Below are 23,584 nucleotides of genomic sequence, written 5' to 3'. Positions count from 1 at the left end.
CCGTGCCCCGCGTGCAACTTAAACAGGGCGCCCCGGGTCAATGGCTCACAAAGCTTACGAAGCAACCTGGCTGTTCGCTTGAAACACGCCTATTGAACGCAGACCAATAATCAAGGCATGAGGGGTGGATATCCTGAAACAGCTTACTCGCGAGGAGCTTGAGTCCGAGGTCACGCGCCTGCGCCTGGCCGTCAAAGCGACCTGCGACGCCGTCTGGGACTGGGATCTGACAACCCATCAGATTGTCTGGAACGACGCGTTGGAACAGGCGTACGGCTATGCCCCCAGCGCCATCGAACCGACGTGTGACTGGCGCTTTGCGCAGATCCACCAGCAGGATCGCGCGCGGGTCGAGACTTCGATTCGGGCGGCGATGGCGGGCACAGGCACCACCTGGAGTGCCGAGTACCGCTTCCGCTGTCAGGACGGATCCTACGCCGAGGTGCTCGACCGCGGGCATTTGATCCGCAATGCCGATGGCAAAGCCGAACGCATGATCGGGGCCATGCTCGACCTGACCCGTTCGCGCAGTGCCGAAACCGCACTGCGCAAAAGTGAAGAGCGCTTCAGCACCATTCTGGAAACCATCGAAGCCGCGTTCGCCATCGTCAAAGTCAAATTCGACGCCGACGACTACCCCATCGATTATTGCTTCGTTGAGGCCAACCCGGCGTTCGAGCGTCAGGCCGGGGTCAACCTGCGGGGCAAGTGGGTCACCGAGTTTGCGCCCAACCTGGAGAAATTCTGGTTCGAGACCTACGGCCACGTCGCCAAGACCGGCGAGCCGGCAAACTTCGAGAACTACGCCAACACCTTCGAACGCTGGTTCGACGTGCGCGCCGTCCGTGTCGGTGACCCGGCCGATCGGCAGATTGCGATCTTCTTCAGCGACGTCACCGAGCGCCGCGACGCGCAGGAACGCTTGCGCGTCAGCGAGGCGATCGCTCGGGAAAATGTCGAACGGGTCCAACTGGCCTTGGCCGCCGGCGCCATTATCGGCACTTGGCACTGGCACTTGCCCACCGATCGTTTCTACGTCGACGAAGCTTTCGCCCGGGTCTTCAACCTTGACCCGGCACTGGGCCGCGACGGTCTGAGTCTGGAGCAAGTGGTAGTCACCGTGCACCCCGATGACCGCGAGGGGCTGACAGTGGCAATCAATGACGCCCTTGCCCGCGGTGGCGCCTATTCGCACCAGTACCGAGTGCGCGGTGCGGATGGCAAATACACCTGGATCGAAGCCAACGGACGCGTCGAATGCGCCGAGGACGGCACGCCTTTACGCTTTCCCGGCGTGCTGATCGATGTCGAAGATCGGCGCAATGTCGAAGACGAACGTGACCGGGTCACCGCCGCTTTAAAAGCGCTCAACGACACACTGGAACAACGGGTCTCGGCGCGCACCGCAGAGCTGATGCAGGCCGAAGAGAAGCTGCGCCAATCGCAGAAAATGGAAGCCGTCGGGCAACTCACCGGCGGTCTGGCCCATGACTTCAACAACCTGCTGGCGGGGATCTGTGCCTCTCTGGAGCTGATGGAAAAACGCATCGCCCAAGGTCGTCTGAAGGACATCGACAAATACATGCTGATCGCCCAGGACGCCGCCAAACGCGCGACCGCCCTGACCCATCGCCTGCTGGCGTTCTCCCGCCGGCAGACCCTCGATCCTCGGCCGACTGAAGTCAACGCGCTGATTGCCGGCATGACCGAACTGATCCAGCGCACCGTCGGCCCGAGCATTCGCCTGAAGACGGTCGTTGCCGCCGATCTGTGGCCGGCGCTGGTCGATGCCAGCCAACTGGAAAACGCTTTGCTCAACCTGTGCATCAACGCCCGTGATGCGATGCCCGATGGCGGCAGCATTACCGTTGAAACCGCCAATCGAACCTTCGATGCTGAATCGGCGCGCATCAGGGAGATGCCCGAAGGGCAATACCTGTGCCTGTCGGTTGCCGACACCGGTACCGGTATGAGTGCGGAGGTCATGGCCAAGGCGTTCGACCCGTTTTTCACCACCAAACCGCTGGGCCAGGGCACCGGGCTGGGGCTGTCGATGATCTACGGTTTCACCAAGCAATCCGGCGGCCAGGTGCGGGTGCAGTCGACTGTGGGGCAAGGCACCATCATCTGCATTTACCTGCCGCGCTACCGCGGCGAAACGCAGCGCAATCACGATGACACGCAAAACTCGGCAACCCTGCCGGCAAAGGCCGGTGAGACCATCCTGATTGTCGACGACGAACCCACCGTTCGAACGCTGCTCAAAGACGTGCTGAACGACCTCGGCTACAACCTGCTCGAAGCGGCCGACAGCGTTGAGGGACTGGAAGTATTGCGTTCCAGCGCGCACATCGATTTGCTCATCACCGATGTCGGCTTGCCGGGCGGCATGAACGGCCGGCAGATGGCCGATGCGGGCCGGGAAATCAGGCCGAGGCTGAAGACTTTGTTCATCACCGGGTACGCGGAAAACTCAGTGATCGGCAACGGTCAGCTCGGCCCGGGCATGCAGGTACTGACCAAACCGTTTGCCGTCGACACGCTGGTGTCACGAGTCGGTGGCCTGCTGTCCATCGACGTTGAGTGAGGGTTGCGCAGCGGATGTCATGAACCTGTTGCGCCCTGCCGTTTTCGCTTGATACAGCGCTTGGTCGGCGCACTCGATCAGAGCGCTCACCGGCTCCAGGTGCGCACCGCGCGCAGCGGCGATGCCGATGCTCAGGCTCACACGAGCCACCGGACTGGTGGGGTGGGCAATGTTGGCTTGCTGCAGGCGCTCGATAATCAGCTGCGCCACCACCGCAGCGCCGCCCATATCGGTGTCGGGCATGATCACGGCGAACTCTTCGCCGCCGTAGCGCGCCACCAGGTCCGACGGTCGCCGCACACACTCATCCAGCACGCTACCGACGGTTTGCAGACAAGCGTCGCCGGCAACATGCCCGAAGGCATCATTGAAGCGCTTGAAATAGTCGATATCGATCATCAGCAAGGCCAGTGAAGAACCGTCGCGCTTTGCCCGACGCGCCTCTGTGGCCAGGGTCTGGTCGAAGCAGCGTCGATTCGCCAGCCCGGTCAGCGCATCCTTCATGGCCAACAACTCGAGTTGCCGATTGGAGCCGAGCAACTGCTGCTGAGCGATGCGCAGTTCGCCTTCAACCTGGGTCCGACGGCGGATGTCGAGGATCAAGAACCAGCCGATCAGACCGGTGAGCCCCAACAGCCCCGCCACCACCACCGCCGACAGCAGTGCCTCGGTTCGCCACGCCTTGAGCGCTTCACGCTTGCCGATGGCGACCGTGGTGATCAGTGGCAATTTCTCACTTTTGCGGAAGGCGTAGAGGCGTTCGACGCCATCCAGGCTGGAGGTATAAGACGCGGTGCCGACCGATTGATCGACCAGGTACTTGGCGTAGATCGGCGATTTGGAAAAGTTGCGGCCCATGTCCTGCTCGCGGAAGGGATAGCGCACCAGCAACGTGCCGTCGGTATAGGACAAGCCGATGGCGCCGTCCTGGCCGATGTCGAGTTTGCCGAACAGGCGCAGAAAGTTTTCCACGCCCAGGGTCACGGCCACAACCCCGGCGAACTCGCCGCGATCATTATTGAAACGGCGGCTGACGGTGATCACCCACTCCTGATTGGAACGGCTGCGGATCGGTGGCCCGATAAAGGGTTCGCGGCTCGGATCGGCGCGATGATGAATGAAATAGGCTCGATCACTGCTGTTGGCACCGACCGGAATCGGCCGGTTCGACGACATCAGCCAATGGCCATGGCGGTCATAGATGGTGATACCGCTCAGTTGTGGCATCAGCGGTTGCTGGCGGTTGATCAGGGCACTCAGGCGCTGAATCTGCGCGGGGCCACTGCCTTCGGTTTCCAGGCGTTCGACCAGCCCGAGCAACAGCAGCGAACTTTGCCGGACAATGCCTTCGGAATAGGTCTCGAGTGCTTGGGTCAGGTTCAACCCGTGCACGTTGACTTCCTCCAGCGCGCGATCGCGCGAAGACAGCACTTTCCAGATGGTCAGCGACGCCAGGGAGCAGCCGATGACCAGCAGCAAGAGGATGACGAGGTGTGTATCACGCTTCACGAAAGTACCTAATGGAAAGTCCGGTTTCCGGTTCCGGCCGTTACTGATTCAAGGCAATAACAGCGGTCGTATGTCCTCGACCGGCGCAAGGATACAAGTAGCGCGTCGAACGTGCAGCAACCGTATGACGGAACGTCGTTTTCAGCCCCTTGGCGTTGTTTCGCAACGACACGGCAGCGGCCTGCAACTTATATTCACGGGCGCAGGTCATTAGGCTTGCTGAGGTTGAATCCATCCGCAAACCTCGAACATTGAAGACACCGCCGTGGCCGCTGACCTCGATCGCCGCAACAACCTGTCCCTGGACAGCCTGAACTTTTTCCTCGCCGACGTGCGCGACGGCCTCGGCCCCTATCTGGCCATTTACCTGTTGGCGGTGCATCACTGGGAGCCGGCCAGCATTGGTCTGGTGATGACCATCGCCGGGGTCGCTGCGCTGATCACCCAGACACCCGCCGGCGCCTGGGTCGACAACAGCCGGCGCAAACGTGCGTTGATTGCGATCGCCGCGCTGGTGGTGACCGGAAGCTGCCTGGTGCTGCCATTCGTGACGTCGTTCACTTGGGTGGCGCTGACGCAAACCTTGAGCGCAATGGCCGCCTCGATATTCGCCCCGGCCATTTGTGCGATTACCCTGGGCATGACCGGGCCACGGGCGTTCACTCGGCGAACCGGGCGCAACGAAACCTTCAATCATGCCGGCAATGCCTGCGCCGCACTGCTGGCCGGTATATTTGCCTACCTGTTCGGCCCGGTAGCGGTGTTCTATCTGATGGCGGCCATGGCCCTGGCCAGTGTCATTGCCATCGCCTGCGTTTCGCCAGCAGCCATCGACCATGATCTGGCGCGCGGACTGGATCCGGCCGACGCCAGCCACTGCCAGCCTTCCGGTTTGTCGGTGCTGCTGAGCAACCGGCCGCTGTTGCTGTTCGCCATTTGCTGTGCGCTGTTCCACCTCGCCAATGCGGCGATGTTGCCGTTGGTGAGTCAAAAACTCGCGCAAGCCAATTTGCAGATGGCCACCCCGTTGACTTCGGCCTGCATCGTCGCGGCGCAATTGGTGATGGTGCCGGCGGCATTGCTGGTCGGGGCAAAAGCCGATCTGTGGGGACGCAAGCCGCTGCTGCTGGCCGGATTCCTGATCCTGCCCTTGCGCGGCGTGCTCTACACGCTGTCGGACGATGCCTATTGGCTGGTCGCGGTGCAACTGCTCGACGGCGTCGGCGCCGGTCTGTTCGGCGCCTTGTTTCCGATCATGGTCAAAGACCTCACCCAGGGCACCGGTCACTTCAACATCAGCCTCGGCGCGCTGACGACAGCCTTCGGACTCGGCGCGGCACTGAGCAACGGCCTCGCCGGACTCGTGGTGCAAGAGGCCGGTTACAGCGCGGCGTTTCTGACCCTGGCCGCTATTGCGGCGGTGGCGGTTGTGTTGCTCGCGATGGGTGTTCCGGAAACTCAGCGCAGTGGCCGGCAAGCTGAAACCGGATTGGTCGAGGCCAGCACCGAATCCTCAGCGTAATCCATATTCCGTCCCTGCCCTCTCATCGCCGCCAAATCGTGTTTGCGCGGCATTAAAAATCCAGGATTCAGTGGATCAGGCAAGCAATCCAGAGGAATGCACTTCGGCGCTGAGGCGCTGATCGAGAGAATGTTCGTGCACAGGCTCAGACGAATAAACCCTCAATCGCAAGGACATTCCAGTGAAAGGTTTTTGCTTGGCCTTCGGGCTGCTCTTCAGTACTTTTTCAGCCATGGGAGCCGATATGTCGAACGGCGCAGACAACTTCTACACCAGCGATAAAGTGACCGTGGAAAAGGTCACCTTCAAGAATCAGTACGGGATGAAGGTCGCAGGCAATCTGTTCAGCCTGAAGAACCTCGACCCACAGTCAAAAAATGCCGCAATCATCGTCGGCCACCCGATGGGCGCAGTGAAGGAGCAAAGCGCCAATCTCTACGCGACCAAAATGGCGGAACAGGGTTTCGTCACGCTGTCGTTCGACTTGTCCTTCTGGGGCGAAAGCGAGGGCCTGCCACGCCAGTCGGTTGCGCCGGACATTTATGCCGAAGACTTCAGCGCAGCGGTGGACTTTCTCGGCACTCGCACACTGGTCGATCGCGAGCGTATCGGCGTCATCGGTATTTGCGGCAGCGGCAGCTTCGCCATCAGTGCCGCCAAGATCGACCCACGTTTGAAGGCGATTGCCACTGTCAGCATGTACGACATGGGCGCCGCCAACCGTAACGGCCTCAAGCATTCGCTCACGCCAGCACAACGCCAATCCATCATTGAACAGGCGGCGCAGCAGCGTAACGCGCAGTTCTGGGGCGGCCCAGTGCGCTACACCGGCGGCACACCGCTGAAACTCACCGGTAATGCCGTGGGGGACGAGTTCTACGATTTCTACCGCACCCCGCGTGGCCAGGTCACTCCGGCCAGTGCTTCGCCGCAGACCACCACCATGCCGACGCTGATCAGCAATGTGAAGTTCATGAACTTCTACCCGTTCAATGACATCGAGAGCATCTCCCCGCGCCCGCTGCTGTTCATCGCCGGTGCTCAGGCGCATTCCCGCGAGTTCAGTGAAGACGCGTACCAGCGCGCGGCCGAACCCAAAGAGCTGCTGATCATTCCAGGGGCCGGCCATGTCGACTTGTACGACCGGGTCAACCTGATTCCCTTCGCCAAATTGACCACGTTCTTCAGCCATAACCTGAAGTAACGCCATCGCAACGCAGCCAGCGCTTTAAAGTGCAGACACGACAAAGCCTGCTGTTCAGGGCAGGCTTTTCGTTTGCAGCACGTCGGCTTACTTCTGCTGAGCGGTCAGCGCCGAGTAGCTGTTCATCAGGTTGCGGTAGTTCGGGATCCGCTGCGACAGCAGATTGCCCAGCCCTTCGATGTCGTTGCGCCAGTCGCGGTGCAGCTCACACGCCACCGAGAACCAGTTCATCATCTGTGCGCCGGCCTGGGTCATGCGGCTCCACGCGGCTTGTTGCACTGTGGTGTTGAAGGTGCCGGACGCATCAGTCACCACAAACACATCAAACCCTTCCGCCAGCGCCGACAAGGTCGGGAACGCTACGCAGACATCCGTCACCACACCGGCAATGATGATCTGTTTACGGCCGGTAGCCTTGATCGCCTTCACAAAATCTTCGTTGTCCCACGCGTTGATCTGGCCTGGACGAGCGATGTACGGCGCGTCCGGGAACATCTCTTTCAACTCCGGTACCAGCGGGCCGTTCGGGCCTTGTTCGAAACTGGTGGTGAGGATGGTCGGCAGTTCGAAGAACTTCGCCAGATCCGCCAGGGCCAGAACGTTGTTCTTGAACTCGTTTGGCGAGAAGTCCTGCACCAGCGAAATCAGGCCGGTCTGGTGGTCGACCAGCAGCACGATGGCGTCGTCTTTGTTCAGGCGGTTGTAGGTTGGAGTGGTCATGGTGTGCGTCCCTTTTCAATGTTGGAAAGTTGTTGTTGCGTTCAAGTTGTGTACAGGTTACTGACGCATCGAAAAGGGATAAATCGGTTGAAATGGGTTTCACCGTCAACCTGAGCAGGACAATTCAACGGCGGTGTTCTCTTCGTTCCCACGTTGAAGCCAGCAAATTCAGGGTTATTAGCTAATAACACCTTCATTAAACCGTCGCTCAAACGTTGTACTAGGATAGGATCCAAGTCTGCGGTTTTTCGTCGACCAAGGAGATCGTCGACAGGACTGCAGACGTTTTTGAATTAACGCCTCTCAGGGATGACACGCATATGAATTCACACTTGTTCCCCCACATCGGCAAGGTCATCGCCAGCACCGGCAGCCGGCACTTTCCGCGCATGCTGCATGACCTGATCCTGACGCAACTGGCGGTCGACGCCACGCACATCCGGCAGATGCGTGTCGAACCGGTGAGCCGCGCGTCGAGCCGCAGTGAGCCGGAGCCGCTGAAAGAGCCGGCCCTGCTCGCCGAAACGGTGTTTTCCGAACACAGTGCGGCAGCTCACCATTTACAGAATCCGCCGGCCGCGACCAGTGCGGACGCCTCGCAACTGCACCTGACCCGGCGCAAGGACGGCTATCGCTACGTGATTTCGGTGTACCGCAACGGCGAGTCGCAGCGTTTCTCCGCGCAGGAGCGCAGCCTGTTGCAGGACATCTCCCCGGTGCTGCTGCCGATGGTGGAAAAACACATCAACGCCCTGCAACCGGCCACCCCTGATCCACAAATTCCGTCCGAAGCAGCCGAAGGCAGCGGCCTGGAAACCTTGCGCCTGCGCTTTGACGAGCGCCTGGAGCAACTGGGACTGAGCCTGTCGAACCGCGAAACCGAAGTGTGTGTCGGCCTGCTCGCCGGCCGCACGGCGCCGGAACTGGCGGAGCAATTGGCGTTGAAGGTCAACACCGTCGAGAGTTATCTGAAACGCGCGGCGATCAAGTTGGGCATCAGCGGGCGGCATTCGTTGATGCGCTGGATGTATTCGCCGTTGGAGGCGTTGGCGTCGAGTGCGGCTTGATACGCAGGGATTGCAACGCCTTCGGTATTTGGGTGGGTCAGTTGGATCTACCCCCTCACACCAGCCCTCTCCCCCAAGGGGGCGAGGGGGAAAGGGAGCCGATCTTTGTGGTTTTCAAAACCTGAGTTCGACTTGGGAGCCGATCATTGTGCTTTTCAAAACCTGAGTTCGGCTCGGTAGTTCACGTCGGTGCATCTTCAGCAAACACCGCGGTCAGTCCCCTCTCCGACTGGGAGAGGGTTAGGGTGAGGGCAATCCCGCGACGTGCTCCAATGCCTGATTCACCGCCAATTCCCCCAACATCACCACTTGCGCAATACCCAGCAAGGTATTGCGATGCGGCCCCTCCAGCATCCCGGCAAAATCAGACAACATGACCGAGGCGGATGCCAGCGATTCACAGGCGTTTGCCAGCAGGGATTCGGTATCAATTTGCGGGTTGACCCGGAACATAGCGTTGGGCGTATAGGGCGTGGCCATGATGTTGGCTGCAGTCACCGGCGGATCGGGTGTCTTGGACATCAGCTCAAACTCCTTCTGCGCAGCGAGGGAGCAGGCTCCCTCACGCGGCCGTTTCGCAATTAATTGGGCAAGCGCTGATTGTCGAGGACGCGACTCACCACCAATTCGCTCAACATGATCACCTGTTGCAGGATCAGCATCTTCTTGCGGTGCGGGCTGTCGATCGAGTCGGCAAGGTCGCGGGCCATGTCACTTGCCGATGACAGCGATTCGTAGGCTTCAACCAGCAGGGTTTCGTCGTCGACGGTGGGGTCGATCAGGTAGATCTTGCCGGTTTTGCGGGTGGGCTTTGAGGTTTTGTGCGCGGACGGATTGAGGTAGAAATTGATCGCCCGTTCTGTGGCCTCTTTGATGTTTTGAGGTTCCAGTGCGGCGTCGTAGGGGATCGTATCGGTGTCCGGAGGGTTCGGCGTAACTTTGAACATATTCATCTAATTCCTGAAATAGGGCCGCGACCGTCCTCTACTAAAAGAAGGGTGGCGGCTGTGCACAGGTTAGTAGACCGGTGGAATTAGCAAGACCGGCGCGCCCGAGGGCGCCCTGCGCACAACCACCATTGAGTGCAGGCAGAGACGCACCTGACTAAATGGAACTCATGCACTTACTAATACCAATCGGGCTACTAAACCCGACCACTGATAGGCAGTGGCAGGGAAACGATAGAGCCCATGGGATAAGCGCACAAGCCGGCGGATTCTGGCGTACGCGTAGGTAACGACGCAAGGTGTTGTAGGCGGTATGACGTAACGGGTCGTGTAATTTAAACGGGCAATCGGCGTTGTGTTTATTGATGGAAATTCTGGATGGCGGCGATTCGAGGTTTTGCGGTGTGTCAGTGGGATTCCCCCCTCACCCCAGCCCTCTCCCCCAGGGGGGCGAGGGGGAAAGGGAGCCGATTTTTGTGCTGTTCAAAACCTGAGTTCGACTCGGTATCCCACGTCGGTGTACCTCGAAAGAACACCGAGATCAGTCCCCTCTCCCTCTGGGAGAGGGTTAGGGTGAGGGCAATCCCGCGACGTGCTCCAATATGCCTGATTCACCGGCAATCCCCCCCAATGCCCAGCAGGTTTGATGAGGGCCGCTTTTAATCCCGCGCCAACGCCTCGATCGGATCAAGCCGCGAAGCATTCCGCGCCGGCACAAAGCCAAACACAATCCCGATCAACGTCGAGCACACCACCGCCGTCAACACCGACGCCAGCGAGAACACCATCTCCCACTCCTTGATAAACACCGAAAACAAATGCCCGATGGCATACGACAGGGAAATGCCGATCGCTCCGCCCAACAGACAAACCATCACCGCCTCCACCAGAAACTGCTGACGAATGTCCGACTGCCGCGCCCCCACTGCCATGCGAATGCCGATCTCGCGGGTCCGTTCGGTCACCGACACCAGCATGATGTTCATCACCCCAATACCACCGACCACCAGGGAAATCACCGCAATCAGCGACAGCAGCAACGCCAGCGAGCGGCTGGTTTTCTGCACGGTCTGCAAGACGCTGTCGAGGTTGTTGGTGAAAAAGTCCTTGGTGCCGTGGCGTTGCAGCAGCAGTTGGGTGACGTGCTCTTCCACCACTTTGCTCGGCTGGCCGTCCTTCATGCGCACGCTGATGCTGTCCAGATAACGCTGGCCCAACACCCGCCCGGCCGCCGTTTCGTAGGGCACCCAGACGTTGAGGGTCTTGCCCGAGGCAAACAGGCTTTTATCCTGCGCGGCCACGCCGATCACTGTGCATGGCAGGTTGCCAATCAGGATCACCTGGCCCAACGGGTCGACATCCTGGCCGAACAGGCGCTGCCGGGTGTTGTGATCGATGACCACCACCTGCGCCTGGCGCCGCGCATCGCTTTCGCTGAACGGGATGCCCGCGGCCATTTTGATCCCGCGCACCTTGAAGTACTGATCGCTGACGCCGTTGACCTGCGCATCCAGATCGATATTGCGATAACGCAACAACAGACTGCGGCCGATCATCGGCGTGGCGCTGTCGACGTAGTACAACTGATTCAGCGCGGTGACGTCGGCCGGCGTCAGGGTTTCAATGGCGGCGGCACGTTTGTCGCCATAACTGCTGCCGGGGTAGACATCGATGGTATTGCTGCCAATCGCCGCAATGTCCTTGAGCACGTAGTTTTTCGCGCCCTCCCCGACCGCCGATATCGACACCACCGAAGTGATGCCAATGACGATGCCGAGCATGGTCAGCAAGGTACGCATGCGGTGCGAGATCAACGCCACCCACGCCATGGCGAACGCCTCTTTGAACAACCCGAGACTGGCGACCAGGCGACGCGAAGCGGTGGCTTTCGGTGCCACCGGTTCTTCGCTGAGCAGGTGCGTGGTATCGCGTTCGTTGCTGCGGTCGCTGAGGATTTCGCCGTCGCTGACTTCGATGATGCGCTCGGCATTGGCCGCCACTTTCGGGTCGTGAGTGACCAGAATCACCGTGTGCCCCGCCGCGTGCAGCTCCAGCAGGATGCGCATGACCTCCTTGCCGCTGGCCGTGTCGAGGGCGCCGGTCGGTTCGTCGGCGAGGATCACTTCGCCGCCGTTCATCAAGGCGCGGGCGATACTCACGCGCTGTTGCTGACCGCCGGAGAGCTGGCTCGGCCGATGCGTCAAATGGCCTTCCAGACCCAGTCGCGCCAACAACTCACGGGCACGGGCATGGCGTTGAAGCTGCGGCGTACCAGCGTAAATCGCCGGCATCTCGACGTTGTGCATTGCGCTCAAATGCGGCAGCAAGTGGTAACGCTGGAAGATGAAACCAAAGTAGTCCCGGCGCAGCTCGGCCAGGGCCTGATTGTCCAGATCGCGGGTTTCCTGGCCGTTGATCCTGTAGCTGCCAGCGGTGGCGTAATCGAGGCAACCGAGAATGTTCATCAGCGTCGATTTACCGGAACCGGAGGCACCAATGATCGCCACCATTTCCCCGGCATTGATCGTCAGATTGATGTTGTTCAGCGCGAGAAACTCGCGGTCGCCAGCGGTGAAACTGCGGGTGATGCCGCTCAGCTGTAGCAGTGGCTCAGTCATGCTCAGGCCCCCGCCACATTGGTCAGCGGATCACCGATCACCACGCGGTCGCCTTCTGCCAGACCGGCGTTGATCTGCACTTTGACGTTGTTGTTGATCCCGGTCTGCACGTTGCGCGACTGCGCGTGGCCCTTGGCGTCGAGCACCCGTACCGGAAAACTGCCATCGGCATTGCGCGGGCCGAGCGCCGCCACCGGCACGGTCAGTACCGACTTGGCGGTGTCGAGGATAATGCGCACCTGCGCGGTCATCGAGATGCGCAGGCGATGATCGGGATTGGGCACCTCGAACAAAGCGTTGTAGAACACCGCGCTGCTTTGCTTCGGCGTACCGGCGGGCGGTGTTTCAAGAAAGTTCTGCGGCGCCGGGTCCGTGCCGCGCAGTTTCGCGTAGTAGCGTTTGTCCTCGCCGAGAATGGTGAAATACACCTCTTGCCCCGGGGCGATGTGAATCACGTCGGCTTCGGACACCTGCGCCTTGACCGTCATGGTGTCCAGATCTGCCAGTTTCAGCAGGACCGGCGCCAGTTGGCTGGCAATCACCGTTTGCCCTTCCTGCGTGACCACGCCGACCACGTCGCCATCAATCGGCGCAACAATCCGTGTGTAGGCCAGATTGACCTTGGCCGTGTCGATCTGGATGTGCGCGCTTTTGATCTGCGCATCCAGCGACATCAGATTGGCCTGCTGCACCTGATAATCCGACTCGGCGGTTTCGAAGTCCTGTCGCGAGATCGACGCGTCGTCCTGCAAGTTCTTGTAGCGCTCGTAAATCGCTTTGGTCTGCCTGAGCTGAGCCTGGGTCGCGCGTTTTTGCGCTTGCAGGTTTTCCTCATCAACCTGGGCCTGACGCAAAGTGTTCTGCAACACCAGCGGATCGATTTCCGCCAGCCACTGCCCTTTCTTCACCTTGTCGCCAACCTTGACCTTGAGCGACTTCAATTGCCCCGACACTTGCGCGCCGACGTCCACTTGCTTGATGCCTTCGAGCAACCCGGTGGCGAGCACCGCGTTTTCAATGTCACTGCGTTCCACCGGCGCGGTCAGGTACTGCGGCGCCTCGGCCGGTGCCTGCACCGCGTAGAACGCCAATCCCGCCACTGCCACCAACGCCAATCCCATACCGACTTTGCGCAACTTCGACTTTTCCATAAATAACCACAAGTCCGTTCAGGGGTGAGCCCGGCCAGCAGCCGGGCTCTGGTAGATAAACAACAATCAGGAAACCACTTGGCCGGCCGGCACTTTCAGGCCGTCATGCCACCACGCCGCGAGACTGAAAACGTTGGGCGTCTTGAGAATCGTGAAGTGGTTGCCCGGCCCGTACCACACCGCCAGATCCGTCACCTGGCGTTGCCAGCCTTCGACCATCGCCGCTTGCTCGCGCTGATTGCCCCACGCATCCAGCGTCGGGTCATCGACCAGCGCCAGCCGCACCGGCCCGGTGTAGGCCAACTGCGGTTGATAGACCGTGCGCAAGGCTGTGGCGAAGGTGCGGACCGGGCCGTGCATGGCCTGCGCTGACGAACGCGCAGACAACACACCGGCGCGCACCATGCCCTCGTGCAACAGGCGCATTTGCGTGGTGTCGTCAGCCTCGGCGAACGCCAGCGGGTCGATGCCCAACGACTTGCCGCTGGACAGTTGCAGCGTCTCGATCAAGCGTTCCAGTGCGGCAGTCGTGGTGTACGGCTTGCCCGCCGTACCGTTGCCGCCGGGAGATTCGCTGTCGATCAGGGTCAATGACGCCACCTCACGCCCCGCCGCCTGCAACTGCGCGGCCATGGCATGCGCGACCCAGCCGCCGAAGGAATGGCCGATCAGGTGCACCGCACCTTGCGGATACAACTGCTCGACCGCTTGCAGATAGCACTTCGCTGCCGCTTCAACCTGGCTGTGCGGCACGCCGCTGCCATCGAGCCCGCGCGGTTGCAGGCCGATGATCGGCCACTCCGGGCCCAAGGCCTCGGTCAGGTGAATGAACCCGGTGACACTGTCGCCCGCCCCCGGCACGCAGAAGATCGGCGCATGCCCGGCGTGCCCGCTCTGAATGGTCAACAGCGGCTGATAGGCCTCTGGCTCCGGAACCTGCGCAGCGGCCATAGCCTGACTCAAGGCCTGACCGAGCGCCTGAATATCCGGAGCTTTCATCATGCTGCGGTGATCACCCGGGACATCGATGCAGCGCAGCAAACCTGTACTGATCTTGTTTTCCCAACCGCGGATCGGACTCGGCTGCGCCTGCCCCGGCATCAGTGCCTGAGCGCGGAACAAGTGCACCGGCAGACTGGCCGGGCTGACCCGGTAATGCGCCAGCGCCAGGCCATGAGCGGCCTCACGATCAAAGTAACTCCAGGCATCCGCTGCACTCAGCGCGACCAGTTCCGGGTCAGGCAATTGCTGTTCGCAGCAGCGCTGGAACAGCTCATCGAACGCAATGCGTTCGACTTCAGCCTCAAGCCGCTCGACCTCAGCCAACGCTGGCAGCCCTTCTGCACCGCGCATCTGCGAACGCGCGCGGCAGTGCTCCAGCAACTGATGCTTGTCGCGATGCGCGCCGCTCCAGCGGGTTTTATCCTGACTGGCCGGATGCGGCGCGTAGGTATCGAGCAGGCCGACAAACGCCACCGCCTCATCGAGACCCAACAACTGCTGAGCGATTTCATACGCCAGCAAGCCACCAAACGACCACCCGGCCAGACGATACGGCCCATGCGGTTGTACCGCCCGGATAATCCCGACCATCCGCGTGGCCATGCACTCAAGCGTGCGCAGCTGCGGCTGCCCCAACGGCACACCGGGCAAACCGTAAATCGCAAACTGCCCCTCGATGTGCATCGCCAATGCCGGGAAATACACCTCCCTGCCGCTGAACTCATGGATCAGGAACAGCGCATCGCCGCCCTCGCCCGGCCGCACCACGACCAGTCCTTCCGGCTGTTCGGGCGCGGCATGGCGTTGACCGAGCAATGCGGCCAGCGACTCGACACTCGGACGCTGGAACAGCTCCGCCAGCGTCACCTGTTGCCCCGCACGCTGCAGCAGGTTGACCAGACGAATCGCCAGCAGCGAATGCCCGCCTAATTCGAAGAAGTTGTCGTGGCGTCCGACCTGCTCGACATTCAGCACCTCAGCCCAGACCCGCGCCAACACGGTTTCGACCTCGCCTTCAGGTGCTTCGTAATGTCGGCTGAGTACCGCGTCGAGGCCCGGCGCCGGCAACGCCTGACGGTCGATCTTGCCGTTGGGACTCAAGGGCAGGACGTCGAGCGCAACAAACGCACCCGGCACCATGTACTCGGGTAACTGCTCAAGAATGAACGCGCGCAGCATGTCGATAGCCGGAGCAGCGCTGCCCTCGCGCACTGTGAAATACGCGACCAGACGCTCGTCGCGCATCAGCACGACCACCTCGCGCACACCCGGGTGCTGGATCAACCGCGCTTCGATTTCACCGAGTTCCAGGCGCAAGCCGTGCAGCTTGACCTGGAAGTCATTGCGCCCGAGGAATTCGAGGTTACCGTCCGCGCGGTAACGCACCAGATCGCCGGTGCGGTACAAGCGGTCCCCGGGCACAAACGGACTGTCGATAAAGCGCTCGGCCTGCATCTGTGGCAGTCCCATATACCCTCGCGCCACGCCGATGCCGCCGATGTGCAACTGGCCAATAACACCGAGCGGTACCGCTTGGTCATGCGCATCGAGCACGTACAAACGGGTGTTACAGATCGCCTTGCCAATCGGCAATTCGGTGGATGGCACGGGCATGTGCGGTTCCAGTGTCCACGCGGTGCTGTCGACCGTGGCTTCGGTCGGGCCATACACGTTATGCAGGCGCACCCACGGCAGTTGCTGGCGCACTTCGCGGGCCAGGGCCGCCGTGAGTTCGCCGCCACCGCAGAACACATCGGTGAGGCTGGTGCATTCACTGACGTCTTGCAGCTCGAGAAATTGCTGCAACAGCGCCGGCACGAACTTGACCACCGTGACCCGCTGCTGACGAATCACTTGCGCCAGGTACGCCGGTTCCCGGTGACCTCCCGGCCGTGCCAGCACCAGACGCACACCGGCCGTCAGTGGCCAGAAGAATTCCCACACCGAACCATCGAAACTGAATGGGGCTTTCTGCAACAACGCGCCCTCTGGAGCTGGTGGGCAAATCTGCGAGCCCCAATGCACCAGATTGCACAAGCCACGATGTTCGAGCATCACGCCTTTGGGTGTGCCAGTCGAACCTGAGGTGTAGATCATGTACGCCAGATTCGAAGGACTCAGGCCTGGCACTTGCGGATCGTATTCTGACTGGTCGTGCCAGGTGCATTGGTCAAAGTCGATCAGCACTGCCCCGGCCTCGGCAAACAGCGATCGCGTGGCCGTCTGCACCAGCACCGCCACCGGCGCGCAATCCCTGAGCATAAAGTCCAGGCGCTCCGCCGGATAAGCCGGATCCAGCGGCACGTACGCGCCACCGGCCTTGAGAATGCCGAGCAGCCCCACCACCAGATCAAGCCCACGCTCGACGCACAGCGCCACCCGCGCATCCGGCCCGACGCCTTGCTCACGCAGGTGATGCGCGAGGCGGTTGGCACGGGCATTCAGCTCGCGATAGGTCAGGCTGTGTTCGCCCGACTGCACGGCGATGGCGTCCGGCTGACGCCGCACCTGTGCTTCAAACAGGCTCTGCACCGGTTGCTCGACCGGGCAATCAAGCGCCGTCGCGTTGAAGTCGCCGAGCAGGCGTTGCTGCTCATCCGCCGCAAGCAACTCGACTTGCGCCAACACCGCCTGATCATCACTGACCAGCGCCGCCAGCAAGCGCTGGAAGTAACCGACAAAACGCTGCACGGTCGACTCATCGAACAGCGCGGTGGCGTAGCGCAGCGAGCCACGCACCCCGTGCTGGCTTTCGCCCAGACTCAGCGACAGGTCGAACTTCACAAAGTGATTTTCCCCGGCCAGGCCTTCCAGCGTCAGCTCGCCGAGTGCCAGGGCTGGCGCCACGCTGCTGTCCCAGCTCAGCAAAGTCTGGAACAACGGTGTGTGGGACAGGCTGCGCAGCGGTCGGGTGACTTCCACCACGTGTTCGAACGGCAGATCCTGATGCGCCTGCGCGGCCAGAGTCTGGGCCTTGACCCGCGCCAACAACGCTGCCCCCGTCAGATCGCCCGAGGTATCGATGCGCAGCGCCAGGGTGTTGACGAACATGCCGATCAACCCTTCGATTTCGGCGCGGGTACGGTTGGCGACAGGCGAGCCGATAACCACATCGGACTGCCCGGACAGACGCGTAAGCAGCATCGCCCAGGCGCTCATGATCACCATGTACGGCGTCACGCTGTGGCGCTGACACAACGCCTTGAGACCGGCGCTGGTCTGCGCGTCCAGTACGATCTCGACACTGCCGCCGCGGTGATCCTGTTGCGCCGGTCGTGGACGATCAGTCGGCAGGCTCAGCAACGCCGGAGCGCCGGCCAGGGTCTGCTGCCAGTAATCACTCTGGCGCTGCAACACCTCGCCGCTCAGCCAGCGCCGTTGCCATACCGCGTAGTCGGTGTATTGCAAGGCCAGCGGTGGCAGCGGATCGGCCTCGCCGTGGCTGAACGCCTGATACAGCGCCATCAACTCATGGGTCAGCACGCCCATCGACCAACCGTCGGAGATGATGTGGTGCATCGTCAGCAACAGCACATGGTGCTCATCAGCCAGACGCACCAGCCGACCGCGAATCAACGGATCGTCCTGCAAGTTGAACGGCCCGCGCGCTTCCGTATCGAGCAATGTGCGCAAGGCCTCCTCGGTCTGCGGCTGTTGTCGCCAGTCTTCCACAATCAGCGGCAGACCACTGTCGACCGGGGCAATCAGCACCTGTGCTTCGTCGTTCAGTTGGGTGAACCGACTACGCAGGGTTTCGTGACGAGCGACGATTCGCGCCAATGCCCGTTGCAGTGCCACGGCGTCGAGTCGGCCACGCAGGTGCAAGCCCAGAGGAATGTTGTAGGCGGTGTTGCCGCCATCCATTTGCGCGAGGAACCACAAGCGTTGCTGGGCGAACGACAACGGCAGTGCCTGATCGCGCGGCGCCGGCAGAATCGGCGGCAAACTGCTGCGTTCGGCCTGACTCAACACTTCGGCGACCGTCGCCAGTTCCGGGTTGGCAAACAGATCGGCCAGCGCCAGCTCCACGCCCAATTGCTGGCGCACCTGGGAGAGCATGCGCATGGCCAGCAATGAATGGCCGCCGAGCTCGAAGAAGTTGTCATAGCGACCGACCTGCCCGACCTGCAACACCTCGGCCCAGACCTGCGCCAGGCTTGCTTCCAGAGGATTGGCCGGTGCCTCGTAGGCCCGACTGAGCAGTGCCTCCTGCGTCGGTGCCGGCAGCGCCTTGCGATCGACCTTGCCGTTGTTGTTCAACGGCAATACATCGAGTTGCACCCACGCGGTGGGCACCATGTATTCCGGCAGTCGCGCGTGCATTTGCGCGTGCAGCTCAGCGCTGTCCAAGTGTTCATCGTGCGCCGTGTAGTACGCCACCAGACGCGGGGAGTCCTGTCCGTCGCGGCGCGCCAGCACCACCGCTTCCTTGATCCCCGGGCAATTCAGCAGGCGGTTTTCGATTTCTCCCAGTTCGATGCGGAAACCGCGAATCTTCACCTGATCGTCGTTGCGCCCGATGCAATCGAGTTGCCCCGGCGCCAGCCAGCGCGCGAGGTCGCCGGTGCGATAAAGCAGCGCGCCCGGCATCTCGCTGAACGGATCGCAGAGGAATTTCTCGGCAGTCAGATCCGCCCGGTTCAGATACCCCAGCGCCACGCCCTGCCCGCCGATATACAGCTCGCCGGTGACGCCCATCGGCACCGGCTGCTGATACGCATCGAGCACGTAAACCTGCGTATTAGCGATCGGCCCGCCAATCGGCACGCTCTCGGCGTTTTCCGCAACTTCGCGCACTTCAAAGGTTGTGGCGTAGGTGGTGGTTTCGGTCGGGCCGTAGCAATGCACGATGCGCAGTGTTGGCGCCTCGGCCAACAGGCGACGAAACGCCGCCGGATCGCCACGCTCACCGCCGCACAGCAGAATCCGCAGGCCCTTGAGCGCCTGCGGAATCAGTTGCACGTATTGATTGAACAGCGCGGTGGTGACGAACAGGATCGTTGCGCCACTGCTGCTCAGTTCACGGCCGAAGGCATGCGGATCGAGCAAGGTTTGATGGTCGATGATCACCACGCGACCGCCATTGAGCAGCGGCCCCCAGATGTCCATGGTGCTCGCATCGAACGCCGGGTTCGAGGCGAAGACCACACGATCCTGCGCATTGAAATCGGCGTAACCGTTGTTGAGCACCAAGCGGCCGATGCCCCGGTGCGGCACCATCACTCCTTTCGGCGTGCCGGTGGAGCCGGAGGTATACATGATGTACGCCAACGACTCGGATGACTGCAGCAGGTTCGGGTTATGCGTCGGCTGGCCGTTGAGGGTCAGCTTGTCGAGGTCGATACGCGGCGCGGCGTAGTCGATGACTTCGTCGCTCAAGGTCAACAACGCCACCGCGCGGCAATCCTCGACCATGAACGCCTGGCGCTCGCTCGGTGCATTGATGTCCAGCGGCACATAAGCGGCCGCGCATTTGGCAATGGCCAGTTGCGCGACCAGCAACTCCAGCGAACGCGGCAGCAGGATCGCCACGTGATCGCCCGGCTGCACGCCGTGCGCGATCAGGTGATGGGCCAGGCGGTTGGCTTGCGCGTTGAGTTCAAAGTAGCTCAGCGAATGCGCACCATGCACGGCCGCCACAGCTTTGGGATGCGCGGCTGCCTGCTGTTGGAAAACCCCGTGTACGGTCAGTGTTTGCGGGTAGCCTCGCGCCGTGGCGTTGAAGTCGTACAGCAAGCGCTGGCGCTCATCATTTGCCAGCAATGGCACACGTTCCAGCACCGTTTGATCATCGGCAATCATCGCTTCGAGCAGACGTTCGAAGTAGCCGATGTACCGCTTGATCGTCAGCGCATCGAACAGCGCCGTGGCGTAGTTCAGCGTGCCGCGAAGCACTCCGTTGACCTCGCCCAGTGTCAGCGTCAGGTCAAACTTGGCGACATCGCCGGTCCCGGCAACACCCTCCAGCGACAGCTCGCCCAAGGCCAATTGCGGGCCAACGCTGCCGTCCCAGCTTAACGTGCTCTGGAACAACGGGCTGTGCGCCAGGCTGCGCACCGGGCGGGCGATTTCCACCACTTGCTCGAACGGCAGATCCTGATGCGCCTGCGCTTCCAGTGTCCGCGCCTTGACCTGTGCCAGCAGCGCTTCGACGCTGGGCGCGCCCGAGGTGTCGATGCGCACGGCGAGCGTATTGACGAACATACCGATCAGGCCTTCGGTTTCAGCGCGGCTGCGGTTGGCCACCGGCGCGCCGATCACCACATCGGATTGCCCGGACAGCCGACTCATCAGCAACGCCCAGGCACTCATCAGGGTCATGAACAGGGTCGCGCCATGACGCTGGCTCAACGCTTTGAGGCCAGTACTCAGGCGCTCGTCCAGCAACACCTCGACGTTGCCGCCGGTGTAATCCTGCTGCGCCGGTCGCGGGCGATCGGTGGGCAGCGTCAACAAGGCCGGCGCACCGTCGAGGATCTGCTGCCAATATTGGCTTTGCTGCTGCAGCACTTCACCGCTGAGCCAGCGCCGTTGCCACACGGCATAGTCGCCGTATTGCAACGTCAGGACTGGCAACGGGTCAGGCTGTCCCTGGCTGAACGCCTGATACAACGCCATCAACTCGCCGGTCAGCACACCCATCGACCAGCCATCGGCAACGATGTGATGCACGGTCAACAGCAGCACATGATGATCGTCAGCCAGACGCACCAACCGTCCACGAATCAACGAATCGTTCTGCAAATCAAACGTTGTCGCGGCTTCCTGCGCCAGCAATATTTGCAAGGTGTGCTCGGCCTGCGGCTGTTGGCGCAGATCTTCTACGCGCAGCAGCCAACCGTTATCGACCGGGGCAATCGACACCTGCGCGCTGTCGTCGAGGCGGATGAAACGGCTGCGCAGGGTTTCGTGGCGGGCGACGATCCGGGCCAGCGCCGATTGCAGGGCATCGACGTCGAGGTGACCGCGCAGGCGCAAGCCGAGAGGAATGTTGTACGCCGAGTTGCCACCCGCCATTTGCGCGAGAAACCACAGGCGCTGTTGGGCGAAGGACATCGGCAGCGCCTGATCACGCGGTGCCGGCAAGATCTCCGGTAACGCGCTGCGCCCGGCGCGGTTCAATACTGCAGCGATTGCGCTCAATTGCGCATCGGCAAACAGATCACTCAGCGCCAGTTCGACGCCGAGGCGCTGACGGATCAGCGAGACCATGCGCATCGCCAACAGCGAATGACCGCCCAGTTCAAAGAAGTGGTCGTGACGGCCGACCTGCCCGGCTTGCAGCACTTCGGTCCAGATCTGCGCCAGCGCGGTTTCCAGCTCGCCTTGCGGAGCCTCGTATTCGCGGGTCGGCAGCGCGGCCAGGTCTGGTTTCGGCAATGCCTTGCGGTCGACTTTGCCATTGGCGGTCAGCGGCAAAGCCTCGAGCCGGACAAACGCTGCCGGCACCATGTAGTCCGGCAACTGCGTCAGCAGATGCTCGCGCAACTCGCCCACTGCCAGTGCCTCGGCCCCCGCCTGTTCGGTGAAATAGGCCACCAGTCGCGGCTGGCCGGGTTGGTCCTCGCGGGCCAGCAACACCGCTTCGTTAATACCAGGGAGCTGATTGAGGCGAGTCTCGATTTCGCCCAATTCAATGCGCATGCCACGGATTTTCACCTGGTCGTCGTTACGCCCCAGGTAGTCGAGCGAGCCGTCTTCGCGCCAACGGGCAAGGTCACCGGTGCGGTACATGCGCGCATTCGGCAAGGGGCTGAACGGGTCGTGCAGAAAGCGCTCAGCGGTCAGATCGGCGCGGTTCAGATAACCCCGGGCCACGCCCGCGCCACCGACGTACAACTCGCCCATGACGCCCATTGGCACTGGCCGTTGCTGCTCGTCGAGCAAATAAACCGCCGCGTTCGCCACCGGTTTACCAATGTGCAACGCCGCGCCAACGTCGATACGCCCGGAAGTCGCGACCACGGTGGCCTCGGTCGGGCCGTAGTTGTTGATCACGGCGAAGCGCTGCTGACGGCTGAACTGGCGCAAGCGATCGCCACCGATCAGCAAGGTGCGCAAGGTCGGATGATCGAGGTTCTGACTGAACGCATATTCGGCGACCGGTGTTGGCAAAAAGCTCACGTCCAGCGGCTGCGCACGCCACCAGTCGAGCAACCCATCGATGTCTTCAGCGCCGTCATGGGTTGGGGCCAGGTGCAGGGTCGCGCCCGCGCACAGGGCCGGCCAGACTTCCCACGCCATCGCATCGAAACCGAATCCGGCAAGGCTTGAGGTGTGGCTGCCGGCGCGTAAATCGAACGCTTCACAGTGCCAGTCGACCAGATTGGACAACGTCTGATGTTCGACCATGACGCCTTTGGGCAGACCGGTCGAACCCGAGGTGTAGATCACGTACGCCAGATGCGCAGTGCTCAGGCCCGGCACCGCAGGATTGTGCTGCGCCTGCGCCGGCCATGCGCACAGATCGACATCAATCACTGGCACGTCCGGTTGTGGCAGTCTCTCGTGCAGATCGCTTTGAGTGAGCACCGCGACCGGTGCGCTGTCGCTCAGCAAATAACTGATCCGCTCGACGGGATGCGCCGGATCGATCGGCACATAGCCGGCGCCGGCCTTGAGGATGGCGACCAGCCCGACCAATGTATCCAGACCCCGGCGGGCGACGATGGCCACGCGGTCATCGGCTTTCACCCCGATGGCGATCAAGTGATGCGCCAAGGCATTGGCCTGGCGATTGAGCTGCAAGTAAGTCAGTGGCTGTCCGGCAAACACCGCTGCAATAGCCTGCGGACGCTCGGTGACCTGCGACTCGAAGCGCCGGGCAATCGTCAGCCCACGCGGGTAGTCAGCCTCGGTCGCATTGAAATCCACCAGCAACTGTTCGCGCTCAGCTGCCGGCAGGATCGACAACCGGTCAAAGCCCACGTGCGGCGTGTGCTCCAGTGCCTCCAGCAACGTCATCAACGCTCCCTGCATGTACCCGCAGATACGCTGCGCATCAATGCCGGCCCCGGCCAATACCTTCAGGCGGAAGTCTTCACCGAGATCATCAACGCTGAGAGTCAGGCGATAGTTGGTGTGTTCCTCGGCAGCGAGCAATTGCATGCCGTGCCACGCCGCTTGCACCTCAGCGGATATCGGCCCGACCGGCACGCTGTGACGATAGTTGAGCAGCGTACTGAACAACGGTGTGCCCGCCGGCATCGCGCTGTACTGTTGCACCTGCGCCAGTTGCGCGTGCTCATGAGCGAGCA

The 23,584-nt window shown here is 61.7% G+C and carries 11 protein-coding genes (1 of these 11 running past the window's edge); 4 read left to right on the top strand and 7 right to left on the bottom strand.

Features of this window, described 5'->3' with window-relative positions; genetic code table 11:
* The first annotated feature begins 124 nt into the window (after positions 1–124).
* Positions 125–2,587 carry a hybrid sensor histidine kinase/response regulator gene (locus BMY54_RS08300; protein WP_093430757.1) on the top strand — a complete coding sequence of 821 codons (2,463 nt, stop codon included), beginning with the start codon at positions 125–127 and terminating at the stop codon, positions 2,585–2,587.
* Here the strand turns inward: BMY54_RS08300 and BMY54_RS08295 are convergent.
* Positions 2,549–4,096, bottom strand: a complete 1,548-nt coding sequence (locus BMY54_RS08295) for a sensor domain-containing diguanylate cyclase (protein ID WP_093430754.1) — start codon at positions 4,094–4,096, stop codon at positions 2,549–2,551. The two genes, BMY54_RS08300 and BMY54_RS08295, sit on opposite strands and share 39 nt — an antisense overlap.
* Positions 4,097–4,361: 265 nt before the next feature.
* Between BMY54_RS08295 and BMY54_RS08290 the strand changes: the two genes are divergently transcribed.
* Both BMY54_RS08290 and BMY54_RS08285 read left to right on the top strand, forming a co-directional pair.
* Positions 4,362–5,618, top strand: coding sequence for an MFS transporter (locus tag BMY54_RS08290; RefSeq protein ID WP_093430751.1), 1,257 nt, complete (start codon positions 4,362–4,364; stop codon positions 5,616–5,618).
* Between the two features lie 181 nt (positions 5,619–5,799).
* Complete coding sequence (locus BMY54_RS08285; protein WP_093430748.1) at positions 5,800–6,822, top strand: alpha/beta hydrolase; 1,023 nt, start codon at positions 5,800–5,802, stop codon at positions 6,820–6,822.
* Positions 6,823–6,909: 87 nt separating this feature from the next.
* Here the strand turns inward: BMY54_RS08285 and ycaC are convergent, their stop codons facing one another.
* Positions 6,910–7,542 (bottom strand): isochorismate family cysteine hydrolase YcaC, encoded by a 633-nt coding sequence (ycaC, locus tag BMY54_RS08280; RefSeq protein ID WP_007916011.1) that lies wholly within the window; start codon positions 7,540–7,542, stop codon positions 6,910–6,912.
* Positions 7,543–7,862: 320 nt separating this feature from the next.
* On the opposite strand from ycaC, the gene BMY54_RS08275 reads away from it, so the two are divergent.
* Positions 7,863–8,609 (top strand): response regulator transcription factor, encoded by a 747-nt coding sequence (locus tag BMY54_RS08275; RefSeq protein ID WP_093430747.1) that lies wholly within the window; start codon positions 7,863–7,865, stop codon positions 8,607–8,609.
* A gap of 240 nt (positions 8,610–8,849) precedes the next feature.
* On the opposite strand, the gene BMY54_RS08270 is transcribed toward BMY54_RS08275, so the two are convergent.
* The 5 genes from BMY54_RS08270 to BMY54_RS08250 all read right to left on the bottom strand — a co-directional run.
* A complete protein-coding gene (locus BMY54_RS08270) occupies positions 8,850–9,131 on the bottom strand; it encodes a DUF6124 family protein (RefSeq protein WP_093430746.1) in 282 nt (93 codons plus the stop codon).
* A gap of 59 nt (positions 9,132–9,190) precedes the next feature.
* Complete coding sequence (locus BMY54_RS08265) at positions 9,191–9,556, bottom strand: DUF6124 family protein (RefSeq protein ID WP_093430745.1); 366 nt, start codon at positions 9,554–9,556, stop codon at positions 9,191–9,193.
* Between the two features lie 659 nt (positions 9,557–10,215).
* A complete protein-coding gene (locus BMY54_RS08260; protein ID WP_093430744.1) occupies positions 10,216–12,174 on the bottom strand; it encodes a MacB family efflux pump subunit in 1,959 nt (652 codons plus the stop codon).
* A gap of 2 nt (positions 12,175–12,176) precedes the next feature.
* The gene (macA, locus tag BMY54_RS08255) at positions 12,177–13,325 is read right to left on the bottom strand and encodes a macrolide transporter subunit MacA (protein ID WP_093430743.1); all 1,149 of its coding nucleotides are present in this window, start codon (positions 13,323–13,325) and stop codon (positions 12,177–12,179) included.
* Positions 13,326–13,391: 66 nt separating this feature from the next.
* On the bottom strand, positions 13,392–23,584 hold the 3' portion of the coding sequence (locus BMY54_RS08250; protein ID WP_093430742.1) for a non-ribosomal peptide synthase/polyketide synthase. It continues 7,651 nt past the right edge of the window; the window shows 10,193 of its 17,844 coding nt (coding positions 7,652–17,844); its start codon lies off the right edge, out of view; the stop codon is at positions 13,392–13,394.

Origin of the sequence: Pseudomonas sp. ok266, assembly GCF_900110195.1 — a bacterium.
In the GTDB taxonomy this organism is placed as follows: Bacteria; Pseudomonadota; Gammaproteobacteria; order Pseudomonadales; family Pseudomonadaceae; genus Aquipseudomonas; species Aquipseudomonas neuropathica.
The sequence above is the reverse complement of the archived record's forward strand: the minus strand, read 5'-3'. Positions and strand labels throughout refer to the sequence as shown.